The sequence below is a fragment of the Denitratisoma sp. agr-D3 genome, assembly GCF_054658675.1.
On record NZ_BAAGIA010000001.1, the window covers coordinates 270,302 to 289,684 of the forward strand.

The window sequence follows — 19,383 nt, forward strand, 5'->3', positions numbered from 1 at the left end:
ACCCAACCTCATCACAGGAGCATTCCATGACCCACGTTGTTGTCGCCTTCCACAGTGGCTACGGCCACACCGCCCGCCAAGCCCAAGCCGTGCTCGACGGCGCTCTTTCCGCTCCCGGCACCACCGGCCGTCTGCTGGCCGTGGACAAGATCGTCGATGCCGACTGGGACGAACTCAAGGGCGCCGATGCCATCATCTTCGGCACCCCCACCTACATGGGCGGCGTTTCCGCCCCCTTCAAGACCTTCATGGACGCCAGCAGCAAGCCCTGGTACACCCGCGACTGGCAAGACAAGGTGGCCGGCGGCTTCACCACCTCCGCCTCCCAATCCGGCGACAAGCTCAACACCCTGATCCAGCTGATGATCTACGCCAACCAGCACGGCATGATCTGGACCGGCGTGAACCAACTGCCCGGCAACAACTCCAGCACCGGCAGCGTGGACGACCTCAACCGCCTCGGCAGCTTCAGCGGCGCCATGGCCCAGGCCAACGCCGACCAAGGCGCCGAAGCCATGCGCGATTCCGATCTGGAAACAGCCAAGCAATACGGCAAGCGCATCGCCGAAGTGGCCAAGAAACTGCGGGGCTAAGCTGGTTCGAGTAGCAAAGCGAACGCTTTTACCGCAGACGCATCTAGGCCCTGAGAAAAAGCCATGAAGCGGCGAGCGTCGTCATGGGTTCCCTCTCCCCAGCGTGGGAGAGGGACAGGGTGAGGGGGCTGGTCCTCCCCATTCGGGCCGTACTTGTCGAAGCCCGTGCGCCAAGCACCCTCGTCATTCCCGCGCAGGCGGGAATCCAGGGGCTTTACAAAACAGCCAAGTCTAAAAAAGCCGAGTCACTGGGTCCCCGCCTGCGCGGGGACGACGGTCTGCCGGGGCAATCCCCGGCGTGGCCTTAGCGCCGTACCAGCGTAACGAAATCGAAGGCGGGGGTGCCGGCGGCAGCGTCGGCCTCCCCGCCTTTTTTGCGTTCCACTTCCCGCCACGCGTCGGCGTCGATGGCGGGGAAAAAGGCATCCGCATCGGCCACGGTGTCATCCACCTCGGTCAACACCAGCCGGTCCGCCAGGGGCAGAGCCTGGGCGTAAATCTCCGCGCCGCCGATGATGAAAATGGGCGCGTCCTTGTGCCGGGCTTCCGCCACCGCATCGTCCAGGCTATGCACCAGCACCGCCCCTTCGGCCACGTAGTCCGCCTGGCGGCTGATTACGATGTTGTGCCGTCCCGGCAGGGGACGAAACTTGGGTGGCAACGACTCCCAGGTCTTGCGTCCCATGATCACCGTCGCCCCCTTGGTGGCCTCGCGGAAGTGAGCCATGTCGGCGGGCAGGGACCAGAGCAGCCGATTGCCGCGACCGATGGCGCGGTCCTTGGCGAGGGCGACGATGAGAGAGAGTTGCGGGATTTTCATGGCAAGAAATGAATGGCAGTCTAGTTGTTAGACGGTATCGTCTCGTCAATGAATGCCTTTGCCCAGTTGATGCCAGCATCACGGGCCTCTTCTTCGGTTTTGTACGTCGTATCGTTATCGCGCCAGCGCGGGATTGAAGTGTCTTGCCCTGTAATTTCTACTTCGATTGTCCAACCATTCTCGTAGCAAAGCATGAGAACGCCAATCGAAAAACCTTTGTAGTCATCATGGTGCGTTTTGTCATTTTTCATGGCTAAGCATCCCTTCTACATAGAGCCTTAAGCTAGTCCGTTGCTTATCCTCTACACGCCTCAATCAACCCTGCCGTCGAACTATCCAGCCCCGTCACCGCTGCCTTGCCTTCCAGCATGGGCAACAGCTTGTTGGCCAATTGCTTGCCGAATTCCACGCCCCACTGGTCAAAGCTGTTGAGGTGCCAGAGCACGCCCAGGGTGAACACCTTGTGTTCGTACAGGGCGATCAACTGGCCCAGGGTGTAGGGCGTGAGTTCGGACAGCAGCAGGGTGGACGAGGGCTGATTGCCGGGGAAGACACGGTAGGGCGACAGGGCATCCACCGCTTCGGGGCTCAGGCCGGCGGCAGCCATTTCGACCCGCACTTCCTCCACGGTTTTGCCGTGCATGAGGGCATCGCTCTGGGCGAAGCAGTTGGCCAGCAGCATTTCGTGGTGGCCGGGCAGGGGATAGTCGGCCTTCTTGAGGACGATGAATTCGCAGGGGATCAGGCTGCCGCCCTGGTGGATCAACTGATAGAAGGCGTGCTGGCCGTTGGTGCCAGACTCGCCCCAGAGGATGGGGGCGGTGCCATAGCTGACCGCTGCACCGTCGCGATCCACCTGCTTGCCGTTGGATTCCATTTCCAGTTGCTGCAAATAGCTCACCAGCACTTCGAGGGACTGGGAGTAGGGCAGCAGCACTCGGGTGGCGGCACCGAGGAAGTTGGTGTTCCACACTTCCAGCAGGGCCAGGGTGGCGGGCAGGTTGGCCTCCACCGGGGCGTTGAAAAAGTGCTTGTCCATGGCTTCGGCGCCGGCCAGGAACTGGCGGAATTTCTCGAAGCCGATGGCCAGGGCCAGGGGCAGGCCGATGGCGGACCAGAGGGAGAAACGGCCGCCGACCCAGTCCCAGAATTCGAAGACGTTCTGCGGGGCGATGCCGAACTTGGCCACTTCGCCATGGTTGGTGGAGACGGCGACGAAGTGGTGGGCCACGGCCTTCTCGCCCAGCTTCTGCACCACCCAGTCCCGGGCGGACTGGGCGTTGCGCATGGTTTCCTGGGTGGTGAAGGTCTTGCTGGCGACGATGAACAGGGTGGTTGCCGGGTGCAGCTTGGCCAGGGTGGTGGCGAGATGGGCGCCATCCAGGTTGGAGACGTAATGGACCCGCAGGTCCGGCATCTGCTCGGCCACCAGGGCCAGGGAGGCCATGCGGGCGCCCAGGTCCGAGCCGCCGATGCCGATGTTCACCACGTCGCGGATGCGTTCGCCGCTGGCGCCCTTCCAGTCGCCGCTATGCACGGCGGCGCAGAAGTCGCGCATTTGGTCGAGGACTCGGCGGATGTCCGGCATCACGTCCTTGCCCTGGAACAGCACCGGCTCGGGGCCGCTGCGGCGCAGGGCGGTGTGCAGCACGGCGCGGCCTTCGGTGTGATTGATGGCCTCGCCGCCGCGCAGGCGGGCGATCCAGCCCGGCACGTCGGCGTCCTGCCAGAGCTGGTGCAGCAGGTTCAGGGTCTCGGCGGTGATGCGCTGCTTGGAAAAATCCAGCAGCACGTCGTCCTGGCGCAGGGAGAAACGTTGGAAGCGCTGGCCGTCCTCGGCAAACAGTTCCCGCAGGTGGCGCGGCTTGAGTTGCGCGGCGTGGGCCGTCAGGGCCTGCCAGGCGGGGGTGGCGGTGGGGCAATAGCTCATGCCTGAACGCCTTAAACGGCCACCGGCGCGGAAATGTGGGGGTGGGGGTCGTAGCCTTCCAAGGTGAAGTCCTCGAAGCGGAAGGCGAAGATGTCCTTCACCTCGGGGTTGATCTTCAGGGTCGGTAGGGGACGGGGTTCCCGGGAGAGTTGTAGGGCCGTCTGTTCCATGTGGTTGGAATACAGATGACAGTCGCCACCGGTCCAGACGAATTCGCCGGGCTCATAGCCGCAGACCTGGGCCACCATGAGGGTGAACAGGGCGTAGGACGCAATATTGAAGGGCACGCCGAGGAAGATGTCGGCGCTGCGCTGGTAGAGCTGGCAACTCAACTTTCCACCCGCCACGTAGAACTGGAACAGGGCGTGGCAGGGAGGCAGCTTCATGTCCGGAATGTCGGTGGGGTTCCAGGCGCTGACGATGTGGCGGCGGGAGTCCGGATTCTTTTTCAGGCCTTCGATCAACTGGCTGATCTGGTCGATCTCGCCGCCGTTCTTGGCCGGCCAGTGGCGCCACTGGTGGCCGTACACCGGGCCCAGGTCGCCGTTCTCGTCCGCCCACTCGTCCCAGATGGAGACGCCGTTGTCCTTGAGGTAGCGGATGTTGGTGTCGCCCTGGAGGAACCAGAGCAGTTCATGGATGATGGACCGGGTGTGCAGCTTCTTGGTGGTGAGCAGGGGGAAGCCCTCCGCCAGGTTGAAGCGCATCTGGTAGCCGAACACCGAGCGGGTGCCGGTGCCGGTGCGGTCGGATTTTTCGTGGCCGTGGGCCAGCACGTGGCGCATCAGGTCGAGGTACTGCTTCATGGGGAGGCATTTCCCGAAACGTATAATCGACGGAATTGTAAACGGAAAGGTCGCCATGCCCCTCGCCACGCTGTATTGCCACGCCGCCACGGCCCCCCTCAAGGAAAGCGGCCACCAGCTCTGGCTGCTGCCGCCGGGCAAGGAACTGCCGGCCAAGCTGCCGGCGCGGGCCCAGTGGCTGGCGGTGCTGGCGCGGCGCGGCGTCAAGGTGACGGACCTGGGCAAGACGCCCCAGGCCCTGGACCTGGCCGACGGCGGACGCATGGCCCTGGTCCAGGTGGACAACAGCAAGCTGGCCTTCGAGCGCCTCACCGCCCTGCGCAAGGGCGCGGCCCTGTTGCTGGAGGAAACGCCGAAGGCCCTGTCCCTGGTGAATGCCGGGGTGGACCTGGCCGCCGCCCGGGACGCGGTGTACGTGGCCCTGGCCAACGGCGCCCCCCTGCCGGTGCGCAAGAAAAAACCGGCCAAGGCCCTGCAAGCCCTGCACTACCATGGTCCCGGCACCGCGCGCGATTTCGCCGACGCCGTCGCCCTGGCGGCGGGTAACACCCTGACCCGCTGCCTCACCGCCCTGCCGCCCAATGAACTGACGCCGGCCGACTACCGCAAGCGCATCCGCGCCCTGGCCAAGATCCGGGGCTGGAGCGTGGAGGAGTTCGACGTCAAAAAGCTGAAGAAGATGGGCGCCGGCGCCTTCTGCGCCGTGGCCCAGGGCTCGGCCCATGAGGACGCCGCCATCGTCCATCTGCGCTACGCGCCGAAAAACGCCAAACAGACCGTGGCCCTGGTGGGCAAGGGCATCTGCTTCGACACCGGCGGCCACAACCTCAAGCCCGCCCGCTACATGCAGGACATGCACGAGGACATGAACGGTTCCGCCGTGGTGCTGGGCCTGTTGCAGGCCGTCAGCGACCTGCAACTGCCCATCGCGGTGGATGCCTGGCTGGCCATCGCCCAGAACCATATTTCCGCCGGCGCCTTCATGCAGAACGACATCGTCACCGCCCTCGACGGCACCACCATCGAGGTGGTGCACACCGACGCCGAGGGCCGCCTGGTGCTGGCGGACGCCCTGACCCTGGCGGCGAGGAAAAAGCCCGACCTGATGATCGATTTCGCCACCCTCACCGGTTCCATGCACGCCGCCCTGGGCAATCTGTATTCCGGCGTGTTCGCCAGCGAGGAAGCCCTGGGCCTGCTGGCGGTGACGGCGGGGCGGGCCAGCGGTGAACGGGTCTGCGTGTTTCCCCTGGACGAGGATTACGAGACGGGCCTCGAATCCAAGGTGGCGGACATCAAGCAATGCACCATGGACGGCGACGCCGACCACATCCTGGCGGCCCGCTTCCTCAAGCGCTTCACCGCCAAGCGGCCCTGGTTGCACATGGATTTGTCCGCCTCGGCCAACGAGGGCGGCCTGGGTGCCCTGGGCAGCAAGCTCAGCGGCTTCGGCGTGGCCTGGGGGCTGCACCTGCTGCGGGACTGGAGCCGCTGATTGCCCGATGGGCTCCGCCACTCCTGCACGTCAACACACCCAGGACAGGGATGGCTTTGCTAAGCGGGAGTTCCGTGTTTTTGTGTGAAGCCACTGGGTCCCCGCTTGCACGGGGACGACGGGTGTTTGCGCAGGGCGCCAGCGGTTAGTCAGCCCTAACCCTGCCCAGGGCCCTGTTCAGCGAGGCGGGCGAATGGCCGACTTGGGACGGAAGGCCTTGATCACGGCCTCGTGGGTTTCCACGTAGGGACCGCCGATCAGGTCGAGGCAGTAGGGCACGGCGGCGAAGATGCCGGGTACCACCTGCCTGCCTTCGGCGTCCTTGACCCCTTCCAGGGTTTCCTTGATGGACTTGGGTTGGCCGGGCAGGTTGAGGATCAGGCTACGGCCACGGATGCCCGCCGTCTGGCGGGAAAGGATGGCGGTGGGGACGAAGTGCAGGGAAATCTGCCGCATCTGTTCGCCAAAGCCGGGCATTTCCTTTTCCACCACTGCCAGGGTGGCTTCAGGCGTCACGTCCCGCACCGTGGGGCCGGTGCCGCCGGTGGTGAGCACCAGGTGGCAGCCGGCGTCGTCGCACAACTGCATCAAGGTGTGCTCGATCACCACTTGTTCGTCGGGAATCAGCCGGGTTTCCATGTGCCAGGGGCTGGCCAGGGCCGCGCCGAACCATTCCTGCAAGGCCGGCAGGCCCTTGTCCTCGTAGCCGCCGGAGGAAGCCCGGTCCGAGATGGAGACCAGGCCGATCAGCAATTTGTTGTCATTGGTCGTCATCGGTCAATTCCTCGTCTTCGGCGCTCGCCCCCTGGGACTGCAATTCCTTCAGGATGCGGAAGATCTCGCGGAAGGCCTTGGGCGGCTTGCCCTGTTCCTGCTCCTTGAGGGCATTGCGGCGCAGTTGCCGCAATTGCTGCATGTCCACGCCCGGATGGTCGGCGGCGATCTGGCCCAGCACCGTCTCGTCCTCCAGCAGGCGCTGGCGCAGCTTCTCCAGGGCGTGCAGGCGGGCCGTGGCGGCGGCGGAAACGCCGTTGATCTCGTCCAGGGCCTCCTGGATCGGCGCCGGGTCGATTTCCCGCATCAGCTTGCCGATCAGCTGGAACTGGCGCCGCTTGGCGCCATGGCTGGTGATGCGCTGGGCTTCCCGCACCGCTTCCCGCAGGTGGTCGGGCAGGGCGATTTTCTTCAGCCGGTCGGTGGACAGGGCCACCAGTTGCACCCCCAGGCTTTGCAGGGCCTCCACTTCCCGCTTCTTGCGGGACTTGCTGGGGGCGCTGCTGGTGGGGCCGCGCCGGTTTTCCTCCCAGCGCAGGGCTTCGGGGTTGTCGTCCGGGCGTTCGTCCTCGGGCAGGTCGTCTTGGTCTAAGAGTTTGGTATCCACGGGTATGATTATAGGCTTCGCCCGCTTTGCGCCGGCCCATCCGTCCCGATTGCCATGTCCGCTTCCGAATTCAGCTACGACCAAGACCATTTGCGTTCCCTCGCCCGCCAGGTGCTCGACCATGCCGCCAAGCAGGGGGCCAGCGCCTGCGAGGTGGATGTTTCCGAGGGCTTCGGCCAGTCCGTCACCGTGCGCCGGGACGAGGTGGAGACCATCGAGTACAACCGGGACAAGGGCATCGGCGTCACGGTGTACCTGGGCCAGCGCCGGGGCCACGCCAGCACCTCCGACTTTTCCGCCGAGGCGGTCACGGCCACGGTGGATGCGGCCCTGTCCATCGCCCGCTTCACCGCCGAGGACGACTGCGCCGGCCTGCCCGAGGCCAAGCTGCTGGCCAAGGCGCCCATGGATCTGGACCTCTACCACCCCTGGTCCATCAGCGTCGAGGCCGCCATCGACCTGGCCCGCCGCTGCGAGCAGGCGGCCTTTGCCGTCAGCCCCCGCGTCACCAACTCGGAAGGGGCCAGCGTTTCGGTGCAGCAGTCCCATTTCGTCTCCGCCAACAGCCTGGGCTTCCTCGACGGTTTCGCCACTTCGCGCCACTACCTGTCCTGCTCGGTGATCGCCGGCGAAGGCGACGACATGCAACGGGACGACTGGTATTCGAGCCGGCGCGACCCCCTCGACCTGGCCGCGCCCGAGGCCATCGGCGACTACGCCGCCCGCCGCGCCCTGTCCCGCCTCGGCGCCCGCAAGCTGAAGACGCGCAAGGTGCCGGTGATCTTCGAGGCGCCCCTGGCCGCCGGTCTGCTCGGTAGCTTCGTCCAGGCCGTATCGGGTGGCGCGCTGTACCGCAAGTCCACCTTCCTGCCCGACTCCCTGGGCAAGCAGATCTTTCCCAAGTTCGTCCAGGTCGCCGAGCGTCCCCACATTCCCAAGGCCCTGGCTTCCAGCCCCTTCGACGACGACGGCGTTGCCACCCACGACCGCGAGGTGGTGAAGGACGGCGTGTTGCAGGGCTATTTCCTGTCCACCTACACCGCCCGCAAGCTGGGCATGCAGACCACCGGCAATGCCGGTGGCAGCCACAACCTGATCGCCACGCCTGGCCAGCACGATCTGGCTGGCCTGCTCAAGGAAATGGGCACCGGCCTGCTGGTGACCGAACTGCTGGGTCAGGGCGTGAACTACGTGACCGGCGACTACTCCCGGGGCGCCGCCGGTTATTGGGTGGAGAACGGCGTGATCGCCTATCCGGTCCATGAGATCACCATCGCCGGCAACCTCAAGGACATGTTCCAGGGCATCGTCGCCATCGGCAATGACGTGCTGGTGCGGGGCTCCAAGCAGATCGGCTCGGTGCTGATCAACCAGATGACCATTGCTGGCAACTAAGGTCGGCAACCGAGGCCGCGTAGCTTTTGGCTTTACCGAGCATGGTGAGCGTCACCCGTTTTTGCATCGTCCGCCACGGCGAGACCGATTGGAACGCCCAGCGGCGGCTCCAGGGGCACATCGACATCGGCCTCAACGCCAACGGCCTGCGCCAGGCCGAGGCGGCGGCCTGGGGCCTGCAACCCCACCACTTCGACGCCTGTTATTGCAGCGACCTGCTGCGCACCCAGGAGACCGCCGCCGCCATCGCCGTGGTGACGGGCCTGCGACCCAGGCTGGAGCCGGGTTTGCGGGAACGCCACTTCGGCTTGTTCCAGGGCCGCACGGCGGACGAAGTGGAGCGGGACTTCCCCCAGGATTTCGCCGCCTACAAGGTGCGCGACATCGACCATTGTTTCGACGACGGCGAGAGCCTGCGCGCTTTCGACCGGCGCATTGCCGAAACCCTCAATCGCCTGGCGGCCCAACATGTTGGCCAGACGGTGCTACTGGTGGCCCACGGCGGCGTGCTGGACGTGATCTACCGTCGCGCCCATGGCCGCGACCTGGCCAGCCCCCGCGACTTCCCCATTCCCAACGCCGCCCTCAACTGGATCAGCGTCAGCGCCGATGGTTGGCGGGTGGAAGTCTGGGGCGACCAGCGCCACCTGGCGGGCAGTCTGGACGAAGCGGCCCAGTAGCGCCGACAGCCCGGCGACCGCTTCGGTTGGCGCGGGCTGGGTTGGTGCCTGGTTGGTCAAGGGTCCCTCCTGATCAGGGACCTTTTCCTTTTACGGCGTGATGAAGGTGCCGGTACTGGCGTAATGGTTCAGCGCCTGCACCGTGGCATCCGCCATGGCCGGCGCATAGGGGGCGTGGCCGACGCCGTCTATCCATTGCAGGCGGCTGTTAGGCAGAGCCTGATGCAGCCGTTCGGTTTCACTGCCGGGGCAGACGTGGTCCTGCCGTCCCTGGAGGATCAGCGTGGGGACGTTGCCCAGGCGGGTAGCGGCCCGGAGTACCGAATCGGTGTCGAGGAAACAGCCCTGGCGGAAGTAATGCAATTGCAGCCGGTATTTGTTCGCCAGGCGGGGCAGGGTGTCCGCTGCCGGTAGTGTGGCGGTTTCTGTTGTGCCGGCCAGGGCGTTTTCCCAGTGCCACCAGGCCAGCGCTATGGCGCTTCGTTCTGCATCGTCGCCCGTCGCGAGGCGCTGTTCCAGCCAGGGCTCCATGGCCCCTGCTTGTTCCGGTACGCCCAGTACCTGCCAATGCCGCCAGGCGTCGGCATGGAAGGGCCGGGCCCCTTCAAAAAACCAGGTCACATCCTGTTGTCGGGCAAGGAAGGGGTTGCGCAACAACAGGCCAGCGGTGCCGGCGGGATTGGCGGCTGCCGCCAGTACCCCCAGGGTGCCGCCCCAGGAACCGCCGAGCAAAAGCCAACGGTCCACCGCTAGGTGGCGGCGCAGGGTTTCCAGATCATCCAGCAGCAGTGCCGTGGTGTTGCCCTCCCTGCATCCATGGGGCTGGCTGCGGCCGGCGCCTCGCTGGTCAAGCAAGATCACGCGGTAGCGTTCCGGATCGAAGAAGCGGGCCATGGCCGGCGTGCAGCCGGAGCCGGGGCCGCCGTGAAGCACCAGGGCAGGAATCCCCGTTGCTGTGCCCCATTGTTCGACATGCAAACGATGACCGCCCGACACGGCCAGTTCGGCGCAGTCGTAGGGTTGGCTGGGCGGGTAAAGAGGGGCAAGCGGTGCGGCGGAAGTCATGGCTGGATTCTAGCGGCGGGGTGCGATCACCTGTCCGCTGCGGAGGTGCTTGTCACGGTCTCATGAAAATCATGAGTCCTGATTCATGGTTTTCAGGGAGAGGCGCCTGGGTGATACGAGGGATAGTTCGTTTTAGATTCGTTAAGTCTGAAATATTTCGACTGTGCGGGTCTGGCCGGGACGGTTCGCCGTTGCGGCACCTACGACAAACCCTTAAGGAGATTGCGTCATGAAATGGGAAACCCCCACCGCTTGTGATTTCCGCTTCGGTTTTGAAATCACCATGTACATCGCCGCCCGCTAATTGTTCCCGAATGAGTCTACTGCGCGACCCGATCCCGGCCCTGCGATGCTCGCCGTACTTCGTGTACGGCTGTGCTTCTCGAACCAGGCTAGGGTCGCTCGCTACGATCCATTCACGAACACCTAGCAAATGAGCGATGCCGTCATCGGCCTTGCCGGTGGCGGTCCCTGAATTCCTCGACAGCCCATCCCATGAAACTGATTGTCCTTGGCGCCTCGGCAGGCGGCGGCTTTCCCCAGTGGAACTGCAATTGCCGCAACTGCGCCGGCGTGCGCGCCGGTACCGTGCGGGCCAAGCCGCGCACCCAGTCTTCCATCTGCGTCGCTGCGGATGACGGCGCCGACTGGGTGCTGCTCAATGCCTCCCCCGACATCCTGCAACAGATCAAAGCTACGCCGGAACTGCAACCCAACCGGGCCCTGCGCGATACGGGCATCGGCGGTGTGGTGTTGGTGGATGGCCAGATCGACCACGCCACCGGCCTTTTCATGCTGCGGGAACAAAAGCAGCCCTTGTCCCTGTGGTGTGCCGACCCGGTGTACGAAGATTTGACCACCGGCAATCCGGTACTCAAGGTGTTGGCCCATTACAGTGGCGTGGCCCGCCAGACCGTGCCGCTGGATGGTGCACCCTTCGCCATTGCCAAGGTGCCGGGTTTGCAGTTCTCGGCCCTGCCCCTGACCAGCAAGGCCGCGCCCTATTCGCCCCACCGGGAGCAATCGGTGGACGGCGACAACATCGGCCTGACCATTACGGACGGTGAGGGCAAACGCCTGTTCTACGCGCCGGGCCTGGGTGCCCGCGACTCGGAGGTATTCGCCCGCATGGCTGAGGCGGATTGCGTGCTGGTGGACGGCACCTTCTGGACCGACGACGAAATGATCGCTGCCGGTCTCTCCGACAAGACGGCCCGAGATATTGGCCATCTGCCTCAATCCGGTGCCGGCGGCATGATGGACTGGCTCGACGAGCTGCCGCGTTCCGTGCGCAAGATTCTCATCCATATCAACAACACCAATCCCATTCTCGACGAGGACTCTCCGCAACGGGCCGAACTGATCCGGCGCGGTATCGAAGTCGCCGAGGATGGCTTGCACATCACCCTTTGATTATTTTTGCGGAGACCCTTTCATGATCCGAGCCGACCTTCTTGCCGAATCCGCCCCTGTTGACGACGGCCGTGAACCCTGGAGCCGGGAGGAGTTTGAAGCCCAGCTACGGGAGAACGGCAAGTCGTATCACATCTTCCATGCCTTCAACGTCATGCTCAACACCGGCAAGGCAAGGCCGGAGCAGATTCGCGGCTGGGTGGCGAACCGTTTCTACTACCAGATCGCCATTCCGGTGAAGGACGCTGCCATCATGGCCAACTGCCCCGACCGGGAAGTGCGCCGGGGCTGGATCCAGCGCATCCTCGACCACGACGGTTTTGAGTATGGCCTTCCCAATGGCGAGAAGCAGATGGACGCAGGCGGCATTGAGGCCTGGATTCGCCTCGGTCTGGCCGTGGGCTTGAGTCGCGAGGAAATCGTGGACCTGCGCCACGTGCTGCCCGGCGTGCGCTTCGCTGTGGATGCCTACGTCAACTTCGCCCGTCGGGCCCCTTGGCAAGAGGGCGTCTGCTCCTCCCTGACCGAGTTGTTCGCACCGGACATCCACAAGCAGCGCCTGGCCACCTGGCCCGAGCACTACACCTGGATCGAGCCGGAAGGCCTGCAATATTTCCGCAACCGCACCAGTCAGGCGCCCCGGGACGTGATCCAGGGGCTCAATGTGACCCTCGACTATTTCAACACCCGGGCCTTGCAGGAACAGGCTTTGCAGATTCTCAAGTTCAAGCTCGACATCCTCTGGGTTATGAACGACGCCATGGGCCAGCATTACGGCACCAACGGCGTGGTCTCCGCGCAACCTGCGGCGGTGGCTCAGGCGGAGGCGGCGTGAACGCAGCCCTGCCCTCGCTGGTGCCCCGCCTGGGCCACGGTTTCCGTTTCCAGTGGGAGCCGGCCCAGAACTGTCATGTGCTGCTCTACCCGGAAGGCATGGTCAAGCTCAACCAAAGCGCCGGGGAGATCCTTGCCCGTTGCGACGGCAAGACGGCAGTGGCCGTCATCGTCGCTGACCTGGCCAAGACCTTCGGGATGATTGACACCACTGGCCTGGAAGCCGACGTCAAAGCTTTTCTCACCATGGCAACGGAACGCAACTGGGTGGTGCTGGCAGATGCGGTCAGCGAGGCGACGGCATGAATGCGCCGGATAATCCGAAGCGGCTAGGCAGCATTGGCCAGCCCCTGTGGCTGTTGGCGGAGCTGACCTACCGTTGCCCGCTGCACTGCGTGTTCTGCTACAACCCGGTGGACTTCGCTCGCCATGAAAGCGAATTGTCCACCGACGATTGGCTGCGGGTGTTGCGCGAGGCTCGAGCGCTGGGGGCGGTGCAGTGCGGTTTCTCCGGTGGTGAGCCGCTGCTGCGGGACGACCTGGAGCAACTGGTGGCCGAGGCTCACACCCTGGGTTACTACACCAACCTGATCACCTCCGGTGTCGGCCTTACCGAGGCCCGCCTGGATACCCTCAAGGACGCCGGGCTGGACCACATCCAGCTCTCCTTCCAGGACTCCACTAAGGAGATCAACGACTTCCTCACCCATACCCGCACCTTCGATCTCAAGCAGCGGGTGGGGGACATGATCAAGGCCCGGGGCTGGCCCATGGTGATGAACGTGGTGATCCACCGCCTCAACATCGAGCACGTGGACCGCATCATCCAGATGGCCGCCGATCTCGGCGCCGAGTATCTGGAACTGGCCAACGCCCAGTACTACTCCTGGGCCCTGGAAAACCGCGAACACTTGATGCCCTCCCGGGAGCAACTGCGCCAGGCCGAGGAAGTGGTGGACCGCTGGAAGGCAAAACTGGCGGGCAAGATGCGCATCCTATTCGTGGTGCCCGACTACCACGAGGGCAAGCCGAAGAAATGCATGAACGGTTGGGGCAACGTCTTCCTCACGGTGACCCCCGACGGCACCGCTTTGCCCTGCCACACGGCGCGCATGCTGCCGGGCCTGGCGTTCCCCAACGTCAAGGACATGGACGTGGCGGCCATCTGGAACGATTCCTCCGGTTTCAACTTCTACCGGGGGACCGAGTGGATGCGCGACCCCTGTCGCAGTTGCGAACATAAGGAGCAGGATCTGGGGGGCTGTCGTTGCCAGGCCTACCTGCTGGCTGGCGACCCCAATGTGGCGGACCCGGTCTGCCCCCAAAGCCCCGATCACAGTCTGGTGGAGGCCGCCGTGGCCCGGGCGGAACAGGGTATCGTGCCGGCGCAGCCCCTGGTGTTTCGCGACCCCAAGGAAAGCCGGCGCCTGCTGGAAAAGACGGCAATGGAATGAGAGGCCGAGATTGTGCCCGCCAGTGGTAAAATTTGGCGCTTTCCTCTTTTGAATCAGGGATAGCGCCATGTTTTCCAAGCAGAACACCCTCGCCAAGACCGACCCCGAGCTGTGGGCCGCCATTGAGGCCGAGAACCGCCGTCAGGAAGACCACATCGAGCTGATCGCGTCCGAGAACTACGTCTCCGCCGCCGTCATGGAAGCCCAGGGCTCCCAGCTCACCAACAAGTACGCCGAAGGCTATCCCGGCAAGCGCTACTACGGCGGCTGCGAATACGTGGACGTGGTGGAGCAACTGGCCATCGACCGGCTGAAGAAGCTGTTCGGCGCCGAAGCCGCCAACGTCCAGCCCAATTCCGGCTCCCAGGCCAACCAGGCCGTGCTGATGGCCTTCGCCAAGCCCGGCGACACCGTACTGGGCATGAGCCTGGCCGAAGGCGGCCACCTGACCCACGGCATGGCCCTCAACATGTCCGGCAAGTGGTTCAACGCCGTCTCCTACGGCCTGGACGCCAACGAGGCCATCGACTACGACAAGATGGAAGCCCTGGCCCGGGAGCACAAGCCCAAGATCATCATCGCCGGTGCCTCCGCCTACGCCCTGCGCATCGACTTCGAGCGCTTCGCCAAGATCGCCAAGGAAGTAGGCGCCATTTTCTGGGTGGATATGGCCCACTACGCCGGCCTGATCGCCGCCGGTTACTACCCCAACCCGGTGCCCCACGCCGACGTGGTCACCTCCACCACCCACAAGACCCTGCGCGGTCCCCGTGGCGGCATCATCCTGATGAAGGCCGAACACGAGAAGGCCCTTAACTCCGCCATCTTCCCCGGCCTGCAAGGCGGCCCCCTGGAACACGTGATCGCCGCCAAGGCCGTCGCCTTCAAGGAAGCGGCCAGCCCCGAGTTCAAGGCCTATCAGGAACAGGTGGTGGAAAACGCCCAGGTCATGTGCAAGGTGCTGGCCTCCCGTGGCCTGCGCATCGTTTCCGGCCGTACTGAGTCCCACGTCTTCCTGGTGGACCTGCGCGCCAAGAAGATCACCGGCAAGGAAGCCGAGGCCGTGCTGGGCAAGGCCCACATCACGGTGAACAAGAACGCGATCCCCAACGACCCCGAGAAGCCCTTCGTCACCTCCGGCATCCGCATCGGTTCCCCGGCCATGACCACCCGCGGCTTCACCGAGATCGAGGCGGAGAAGATCGCCCACCTGATCGCCGACGTGCTCGATGCGCCCAACGACGAGGCCGTCCTGGCCCGCGTCCGCAACGACGTGTCCGCTTTGTGCAAGAAGTTCCCTGTTTACGGCGCCTGAGCAAACCATGAGCGTGAGCGACCACCTTAGTCACCCCCTTCCTCGGGAAGGGGGCTGGGGGGATGGCTCACCCGCTGGCGTTGCAGAAGGGACATTTCAATGAAATGTCCCTTCTGCAACGACCCCGACACCCAGGTGATCGACACCCGGGTGAACGACGACGGCGATACCATCCGTCGTCGCCGTCGTTGCCCGGCCTGCGACAAGCGTTTCACCACCTATGAACGGGTGGAGTTGCAGATGCCGCAGATCGTCAAGAAGAACGGCACCCGCAGCGAGTTCAGCCGCGACAAGTTGCTGGCGAGCATGATGCTGGCCCTGCGCAAGCGGCCGGTGACCATGGAGAGCATCGACGCCGCCGTGGATCGCATCGGCGAAAAGCTGGTGAGCCTGGGCGAGCGGGAAGTGGCTTCCGACCGGGTCGGCGAACTGGTGATGCGCGAACTCAAGAAACTGGACAAGGTGGCCTATATCCGCTTCGCCTCCGTCTATCGCAACTTCGAGGACGTGGACGAGTTTTCCGACGCCATCCGCGAGTTCCAGGCCACGCCCCGTCGGCGCAAAACCGACCAGTAATGACTTTTTCCCCTGCCGATCAGGCCTACATGGCCCTTGCCCTGCGTCTGGCTGAGCGGGGCCTCAACACCACGACGCCCAATCCCCGGGTCGGTTGCGTCCTGGTGCGGGAAGGCCGGGTGGTGGGCGAGGGGTGGCATGAAAAGGCCGGTGGGCCCCATGCCGAGGTGCATGCCCTGCAAAACGCCGGCGAGCTGGCCTGCGGTGCCACGGCCTACGTCACCCTTGAGCCCTGTTCCCATTTCGGCCGTACGCCGCCTTGTGCCGATGCCTTGATCGGCGCCGGCGTGGCTCGGGTGGTGGCGGCTATGACCGATCCCAATCCCCAAGTGGCGGGGCGGGGCTTGGAAAAACTGCGGGTTGCCGGCATCGCCACTGCTTCGGGCCTGATGCAGGCCGAGGCCGAGGCCCTCAACATCGGCTTCATTTCCCGCATGACCCGGGGCCGGCCCTGGCTGCGGCTCAAGGTGGCGGCCAGCCTGGACGGCAAGACCGCCCTCAACAACGGCAATTCCCAATGGATCACCAGCGCCGAGGCGCGCCGCGATGCTCATCGCTGGCGGGCCCGCAGTTGCGCCATGCTGACCGGCATCGGCACCGTGCGTGATGATGACCCGCAACTGACGGTGCGGGACATTCCCGTCAGCCGCCAACCCCTGCGGGTGGTGGTGGACAGCCGTCTGGAGACGCCCCTCAATGCCCGCATCCTGGATGGCGGCAATGCCCTGATCGTTGCCGCCGAGGCCGACGAGCGCCGCATGGCGGCCTTGCAAAAACGCGGCGCCGAGGTGATCGTGCTGGCCAACGGCCAGGGCAAGGTGGACCTGCCGCGCCTGCTGGCGGAACTGGCCGCGCGGGGCATCAACGAGGTGATGGCCGAGGCCGGCTACAAGCTCAACGGGTCCCTGTTGCGGGAGGGTTGCGTGGACGAGTTGCTGATCTACCAGGCTCCCGTGTTGCTGGGCGACAAGGCCCGGGGCATGTTCGATCTGGCCGAATTGACGAGCTTGAGCGGCAAGACCCTGCTGCATATCGGCGACCGCCGCCAGGTGGGCCCCGACCAGCGTCTGCTGGCCCGCATCAAGACGGCCCCCTGAGGGCCTTGCGCCGCCGGGGATGCCCGGATTTCCCCATGGTTTTCCCGCGCTTGGCCTTCGGCGCCGGCTGCTAGACTCGGCCCTTTCCTTCATCGCCATTCCGTCGCCATGAACGCTCCCGTCGCCAAAGCCATCGAATTCAAGGGCACTTCCCTGTCCGTCGTCTCGGTGTTGCTGACCACCCTGGACATGGCGACCCTGGAGGCGGCGGTGGCGGCCATGCCCGGCGGCAAGCGGCGTTTCTTCGATGGCGACGCGGCCGTGCTGGACCTGGGTGCGGTGGCGGATAGTGTGGCGGGGAACCAGGCCGACTGGCCGGCCCTGCTGGCCCTGTTGCGGGACTATGGCTTGCAGCCGGTGGGCTATTGCAATGGCGACGCGGCCTTGGCCGAAGCCGCCGGCGCCGTGGGTTTGGTGGTCATCGATGCCGGCGAGTTGGCTCGCCCCAGCAAGAAGCCCGCGGCGGAAAAAGCCGCCGAGCCCCCATCGCCCGCGCCGGTCGCCAAGGCCAACACCCTGGTGGTGGACAAGCCGCTGCGCTCAGGCCAGCGGGTCTATGCCCGGGGCGGCGACCTGATCCTGACCGCCATGGTATCCACCGGCGCCGAGGTGATCGCCGACGGCAGCATCCACGTTTACGCGCCGCTGCGGGGCCGTGCCCTGGCGGGCGCCCAGGGGGACGAACAGGCCCGGGTGTTCACCACTTGTTTCGAGGCGGAGCTGGTGTCCATCGCCGGGGTCTATCGCACTTTCGAGCAGGGCCTACCCGACAAGCTGGCGCGCAAGCCGGTCCAGGTGCGCTTGGAGGGCGGCACGGCCAGCCCCCTGACCCTGCGTCTCGAGCCCCTGGCCCTGGACTGAGCGGGTTGCTTAGCGTTCCCGACCCAGCCGGCGCGGCAATTCGAGCACGGAATTCAAGCGCACATCGACCCAGCTGGGTCGGGGTGCGCCGCGGGACACCAGCACCGTCTTCATCCCCAACTGTCGGGCCGTGGCGAGATTGGCCACGCTGTCCTCCACCATGATGCAGCGATGGGGATCGATGCCTTCCGCTTGCAGCAGACGACGGAAGGCGCTGGCGAAGGGCTTGGGCACGAAGCGCAGGCGTTCCAGGCACCAGACGGCGTCGAACAGGGGGCGGATGCCCATGGCGTCGAGCACGGCCCGGGCGTAGTGGCCGGGGGCGTTGGAAAACACGATCTTGCGACCCGGCAGGCGGCGCAGCATGGCCTTCACCGCGCTGTCGAACACCAGTTGTTCGTGGAAGCGGGGGAACTGGTGGGTATGCCAGAGGAAGTGGTGGGGATCGACGCCGTGGTGGCGCATGAGGCCGGTCAGGGTGGCGCCGTAGCGCTGCCAGTAGGTCATGCGCAGGCGGTTGGCCTCTGCGTCGTCCACCTGGAGTTGTTGCGCCACGTAGGCCGTCATGGCCTGGTTGATGTGGGGAAAGATGTGGGCGCTGGCGTCGTGCAGGGTGTCATCGAGATCAAACAGCCAGACAGGCGTCGTCATGGCGACACCTGTCTGGCTGTTTGATCCGTTAACCTGTGCCGCCTTCTCCCAGCCTCTCCCTCGCGGGAGAGGCTACTGATTCGCCCCGCCCGGGGGGCGGGGTGTGGGGTGGGGCTCACTTGGACTTGATCAGTGTGCCCACGCCTTCGTCGGTGAGAATTTCCAGCAGTAGGGCGTGTTCGACCCGGCCGTCGATGATGTGCACGCTCTTCACGCCGCTGCGGGCGGCGTCCAGGGCGGAGCCGATCTTGGGCAGCATGCCGCCGGACAGGGTGCCGTCGGTGACCATGTCGTCGATCTGCTTGGGGGTGATGCCGGTGAGCAGCTTGCCTTCCTTGTCCAGCACGCCGGGGGTGTTGGTCAGCAGCACCAGTTTTTCGGCCTTGAGCACCTCGGCGATCTTGCCTGCCACCACGTCGGCGTTGATGTTGTAGGTCTCGCCGTCGGCGCCGACGCCGATGGGGGCGATGACGGGAATGAAGGCGCCGTGATCGAGCAGGCTGATCAGGGCCGGGTCGATGGAGACGATATCCCCCACCTGGCCGATGTCGATCAGGTCGCCGGGGTTGTCCTTGTCTTCCATCATTAGCTTGCGGGCGCGGATCAGGTTGCCGTCCTTGCCGGTGAGGCCCACGGCCTTGCCGCCGGCCTGGTTGATGAGGTTCACCACGTCCTTGTTCACCTGGCCGCCGAGCACCATTTCCACCAGTTCCATGGTTTCCGCGTCGGTCACGCGCATGCCCTGGATGAATTCGCCCTTCTTGCCCACCTTGGCCAGCAGGCTTTCGATCTGGGGACCGCCGCCGTGCACCACCACCACGTTCATGCCCACCAGCTTGAGCAGCACCACGTCCCGGGCGAAACACTGCTTGAGGTGCTCGTCGGTCATGGCGTTGCCACCGTATTTGACGACGATGGTCTTGCCGTGGAATTTCTGGATGTAGGGCAGGGCTTCGGCCAGGATGCCGGCTTTGACGAGGGGGCTGGGGATATCGCTCATGGCTGGGGCGGAGAGGG

General features: G+C 65.1%; 22 protein-coding genes. 13 read left to right on the plus strand and 9 right to left on the minus strand.

Translation table 11 applies throughout. The features are described from left to right. The first annotated feature begins 26 nt into the window (after positions 1–26). Complete coding sequence (locus ACYQ2U_RS01265; protein ID WP_459948523.1) at positions 27–593, plus strand: flavodoxin family protein; 567 nt, start codon at positions 27–29, stop codon at positions 591–593. A 304-nt stretch (positions 594–897) separates the two neighbouring features. Here ACYQ2U_RS01265 and ACYQ2U_RS01270 read toward each other — a convergent pair whose 3' ends face one another. From ACYQ2U_RS01270 to ACYQ2U_RS01285, 4 genes are read right to left on the minus strand one after another with little or no spacing between them, the layout of a single operon-like run. Further along, positions 898–1,413 carry a dihydrofolate reductase gene (locus tag ACYQ2U_RS01270; protein ID WP_459948524.1) on the minus strand — a complete coding sequence of 172 codons (516 nt, stop codon included), beginning with the start codon at positions 1,411–1,413 and terminating at the stop codon, positions 898–900. Positions 1,414–1,433: 20 nt separating this feature from the next. Continuing rightward, entirely contained in the window at positions 1,434–1,664 is a 231-nt protein-coding gene (locus ACYQ2U_RS01275) for a DUF6566 family protein (protein ID WP_459948525.1), read from the minus strand. Positions 1,665–1,708: 44 nt separating this feature from the next. Continuing rightward, positions 1,709–3,343: a glucose-6-phosphate isomerase gene (pgi, locus tag ACYQ2U_RS01280; RefSeq protein ID WP_459948526.1), complete on the minus strand. Its 1,635-nt coding sequence runs from the start codon at positions 3,341–3,343 to the stop codon at positions 1,709–1,711. A gap of 11 nt (positions 3,344–3,354) precedes the next feature. Further along, positions 3,355–4,149 carry a thymidylate synthase gene (locus ACYQ2U_RS01285; RefSeq protein ID WP_459948527.1) on the minus strand — a complete coding sequence of 265 codons (795 nt, stop codon included), beginning with the start codon at positions 4,147–4,149 and terminating at the stop codon, positions 3,355–3,357. A 55-nt stretch (positions 4,150–4,204) separates the two neighbouring features. Between ACYQ2U_RS01285 and ACYQ2U_RS01290 the strand changes: the two genes are divergently transcribed. Further along, positions 4,205–5,644, plus strand: a complete 1,440-nt coding sequence (locus tag ACYQ2U_RS01290; protein WP_459948528.1) for a M17 family metallopeptidase — start codon at positions 4,205–4,207, stop codon at positions 5,642–5,644. A gap of 177 nt (positions 5,645–5,821) precedes the next feature. Here ACYQ2U_RS01290 and mog read toward each other — a convergent pair whose 3' ends face one another. Further along, positions 5,822–6,418 (minus strand): molybdopterin adenylyltransferase, encoded by a 597-nt coding sequence (gene mog / locus ACYQ2U_RS01295; protein ID WP_459948529.1) that lies wholly within the window; start codon positions 6,416–6,418, stop codon positions 5,822–5,824. Continuing rightward, a complete protein-coding gene (gene yjgA / locus ACYQ2U_RS01300) occupies positions 6,405–7,025 on the minus strand; it encodes a ribosome biogenesis factor YjgA (protein ID WP_459948530.1) in 621 nt (206 codons plus the stop codon). The genes mog and yjgA overlap by 14 nt, the downstream gene beginning before the upstream one ends. 54 nt (positions 7,026–7,079) lie before the next feature. On the opposite strand from yjgA, the gene pmbA reads away from it, so the two are divergent. Continuing rightward, positions 7,080–8,420, plus strand: coding sequence for a metalloprotease PmbA (gene pmbA, locus ACYQ2U_RS01305; protein WP_459948531.1), 1,341 nt, complete (start codon positions 7,080–7,082; stop codon positions 8,418–8,420). Positions 8,421–8,461: 41 nt separating this feature from the next. Further along, a complete protein-coding gene (locus ACYQ2U_RS01310; protein ID WP_459948532.1) occupies positions 8,462–9,100 on the plus strand; it encodes a histidine phosphatase family protein in 639 nt (212 codons plus the stop codon). A 90-nt stretch (positions 9,101–9,190) separates the two neighbouring features. On the opposite strand, the gene ACYQ2U_RS01315 is transcribed toward ACYQ2U_RS01310, so the two are convergent. Next, complete coding sequence (locus ACYQ2U_RS01315; RefSeq protein ID WP_459948533.1) at positions 9,191–10,165, minus strand: alpha/beta fold hydrolase; 975 nt, start codon at positions 10,163–10,165, stop codon at positions 9,191–9,193. Positions 10,166–10,394: 229 nt separating this feature from the next. On the opposite strand from ACYQ2U_RS01315, the gene pqqA reads away from it, so the two are divergent. The 9 genes from pqqA to minC all read left to right on the plus strand — a co-directional run bounded on the left by pqqA (position 10,395) and on the right by minC (position 17,715). Beyond that, complete coding sequence (gene pqqA, locus ACYQ2U_RS01320) at positions 10,395–10,469, plus strand: pyrroloquinoline quinone precursor peptide PqqA (RefSeq protein WP_141353941.1); 75 nt, start codon at positions 10,395–10,397, stop codon at positions 10,467–10,469. A 191-nt stretch (positions 10,470–10,660) separates the two neighbouring features. Beyond that, positions 10,661–11,578 (plus strand): pyrroloquinoline quinone biosynthesis protein PqqB, encoded by a 918-nt coding sequence (gene pqqB / locus ACYQ2U_RS01325; protein ID WP_459948534.1) that lies wholly within the window; start codon positions 10,661–10,663, stop codon positions 11,576–11,578. Positions 11,579–11,600: 22 nt separating this feature from the next. Then, a complete protein-coding gene (gene pqqC / locus ACYQ2U_RS01330) occupies positions 11,601–12,413 on the plus strand; it encodes a pyrroloquinoline-quinone synthase PqqC (protein WP_459948535.1) in 813 nt (270 codons plus the stop codon). Next, positions 12,410–12,718 carry a pyrroloquinoline quinone biosynthesis peptide chaperone PqqD gene (pqqD, locus tag ACYQ2U_RS01335; RefSeq protein WP_459948536.1) on the plus strand — a complete coding sequence of 103 codons (309 nt, stop codon included), beginning with the start codon at positions 12,410–12,412 and terminating at the stop codon, positions 12,716–12,718. Before pqqC ends, pqqD begins: the two co-directional genes overlap by 4 nt. Further along, positions 12,715–13,866, plus strand: a complete 1,152-nt coding sequence (gene pqqE / locus ACYQ2U_RS01340) for a pyrroloquinoline quinone biosynthesis protein PqqE (RefSeq protein ID WP_459948537.1) — start codon at positions 12,715–12,717, stop codon at positions 13,864–13,866. Before pqqD ends, pqqE begins: the two co-directional genes overlap by 4 nt. Positions 13,867–13,933: 67 nt before the next feature. After that, positions 13,934–15,181 (plus strand): serine hydroxymethyltransferase, encoded by a 1,248-nt coding sequence (gene glyA / locus ACYQ2U_RS01345; protein ID WP_459948538.1) that lies wholly within the window; start codon positions 13,934–13,936, stop codon positions 15,179–15,181. A gap of 99 nt (positions 15,182–15,280) precedes the next feature. Further along, a complete protein-coding gene (gene nrdR / locus ACYQ2U_RS01350) occupies positions 15,281–15,757 on the plus strand; it encodes a transcriptional regulator NrdR (protein ID WP_459948539.1) in 477 nt (158 codons plus the stop codon). Beyond that, a complete protein-coding gene (ribD, locus tag ACYQ2U_RS01355) occupies positions 15,757–16,854 on the plus strand; it encodes a bifunctional diaminohydroxyphosphoribosylaminopyrimidine deaminase/5-amino-6-(5-phosphoribosylamino)uracil reductase RibD (RefSeq protein ID WP_459948540.1) in 1,098 nt (365 codons plus the stop codon). Before nrdR ends, ribD begins: the two co-directional genes overlap by 1 nt. 108 nt (positions 16,855–16,962) lie before the next feature. Next, positions 16,963–17,715, plus strand: a complete 753-nt coding sequence (gene minC / locus ACYQ2U_RS01360; protein WP_459948541.1) for a septum site-determining protein MinC — start codon at positions 16,963–16,965, stop codon at positions 17,713–17,715. 9 nt (positions 17,716–17,724) lie between these two features. Here the strand turns inward: minC and ACYQ2U_RS01365 are convergent, their stop codons facing one another. Together ACYQ2U_RS01365 and argB are read right to left on the minus strand one after the other, a co-directional pair. After that, a complete protein-coding gene (locus tag ACYQ2U_RS01365; protein ID WP_459948542.1) occupies positions 17,725–18,366 on the minus strand; it encodes a pyrimidine 5'-nucleotidase in 642 nt (213 codons plus the stop codon). Positions 18,367–18,481: 115 nt separating this feature from the next. Further along, entirely contained in the window at positions 18,482–19,366 is an 885-nt protein-coding gene (argB, locus tag ACYQ2U_RS01370) for an acetylglutamate kinase (protein ID WP_459948543.1), read from the minus strand. Positions 19,367–19,383 lie beyond the last annotated feature (17 nt).

Coding starts and splice junctions, on each gene's coding strand:
- ACYQ2U_RS01265 (WP_459948523.1), top strand. CDS start 27: ATGACCCACGTTGTTGTCGCCTTCCACAGTGGCTACGGCCACACCGCC.
- ACYQ2U_RS01270 (WP_459948524.1), bottom strand. CDS start 1,413: ATGAAAATCCCGCAACTCTCTCTCATCGTCGCCCTCGCCAAGGACCGC.
- ACYQ2U_RS01275 (WP_459948525.1), bottom strand. CDS start 1,664: ATGAAAAATGACAAAACGCACCATGATGACTACAAAGGTTTTTCGATT.
- pgi (WP_459948526.1), bottom strand. CDS start 3,343: ATGAGCTATTGCCCCACCGCCACCCCCGCCTGGCAGGCCCTGACGGCC.
- ACYQ2U_RS01285 (WP_459948527.1), bottom strand. CDS start 4,149: ATGAAGCAGTACCTCGACCTGATGCGCCACGTGCTGGCCCACGGCCAC.
- ACYQ2U_RS01290 (WP_459948528.1), top strand. CDS start 4,205: ATGCCCCTCGCCACGCTGTATTGCCACGCCGCCACGGCCCCCCTCAAG.
- mog (WP_459948529.1), bottom strand. CDS start 6,418: ATGACGACCAATGACAACAAATTGCTGATCGGCCTGGTCTCCATCTCG.
- pmbA (WP_459948531.1), top strand. CDS start 7,080: ATGTCCGCTTCCGAATTCAGCTACGACCAAGACCATTTGCGTTCCCTC.
- ACYQ2U_RS01310 (WP_459948532.1), top strand. CDS start 8,462: ATGGTGAGCGTCACCCGTTTTTGCATCGTCCGCCACGGCGAGACCGAT.
- ACYQ2U_RS01315 (WP_459948533.1), bottom strand. CDS start 10,165: ATGACTTCCGCCGCACCGCTTGCCCCTCTTTACCCGCCCAGCCAACCC.
- pqqB (WP_459948534.1), top strand. CDS start 10,661: ATGAAACTGATTGTCCTTGGCGCCTCGGCAGGCGGCGGCTTTCCCCAG.
- pqqC (WP_459948535.1), top strand. CDS start 11,601: ATGATCCGAGCCGACCTTCTTGCCGAATCCGCCCCTGTTGACGACGGC.
- pqqE (WP_459948537.1), top strand. CDS start 12,715: ATGAATGCGCCGGATAATCCGAAGCGGCTAGGCAGCATTGGCCAGCCC.
- glyA (WP_459948538.1), top strand. CDS start 13,934: ATGTTTTCCAAGCAGAACACCCTCGCCAAGACCGACCCCGAGCTGTGG.
- nrdR (WP_459948539.1), top strand. CDS start 15,281: ATGAAATGTCCCTTCTGCAACGACCCCGACACCCAGGTGATCGACACC.
- ribD (WP_459948540.1), top strand. CDS start 15,757: ATGACTTTTTCCCCTGCCGATCAGGCCTACATGGCCCTTGCCCTGCGT.
- minC (WP_459948541.1), top strand. CDS start 16,963: ATGAACGCTCCCGTCGCCAAAGCCATCGAATTCAAGGGCACTTCCCTG.
- ACYQ2U_RS01365 (WP_459948542.1), bottom strand. CDS start 18,366: ATGACGACGCCTGTCTGGCTGTTTGATCTCGATGACACCCTGCACGAC.
- argB (WP_459948543.1), bottom strand. CDS start 19,366: ATGAGCGATATCCCCAGCCCCCTCGTCAAAGCCGGCATCCTGGCCGAA.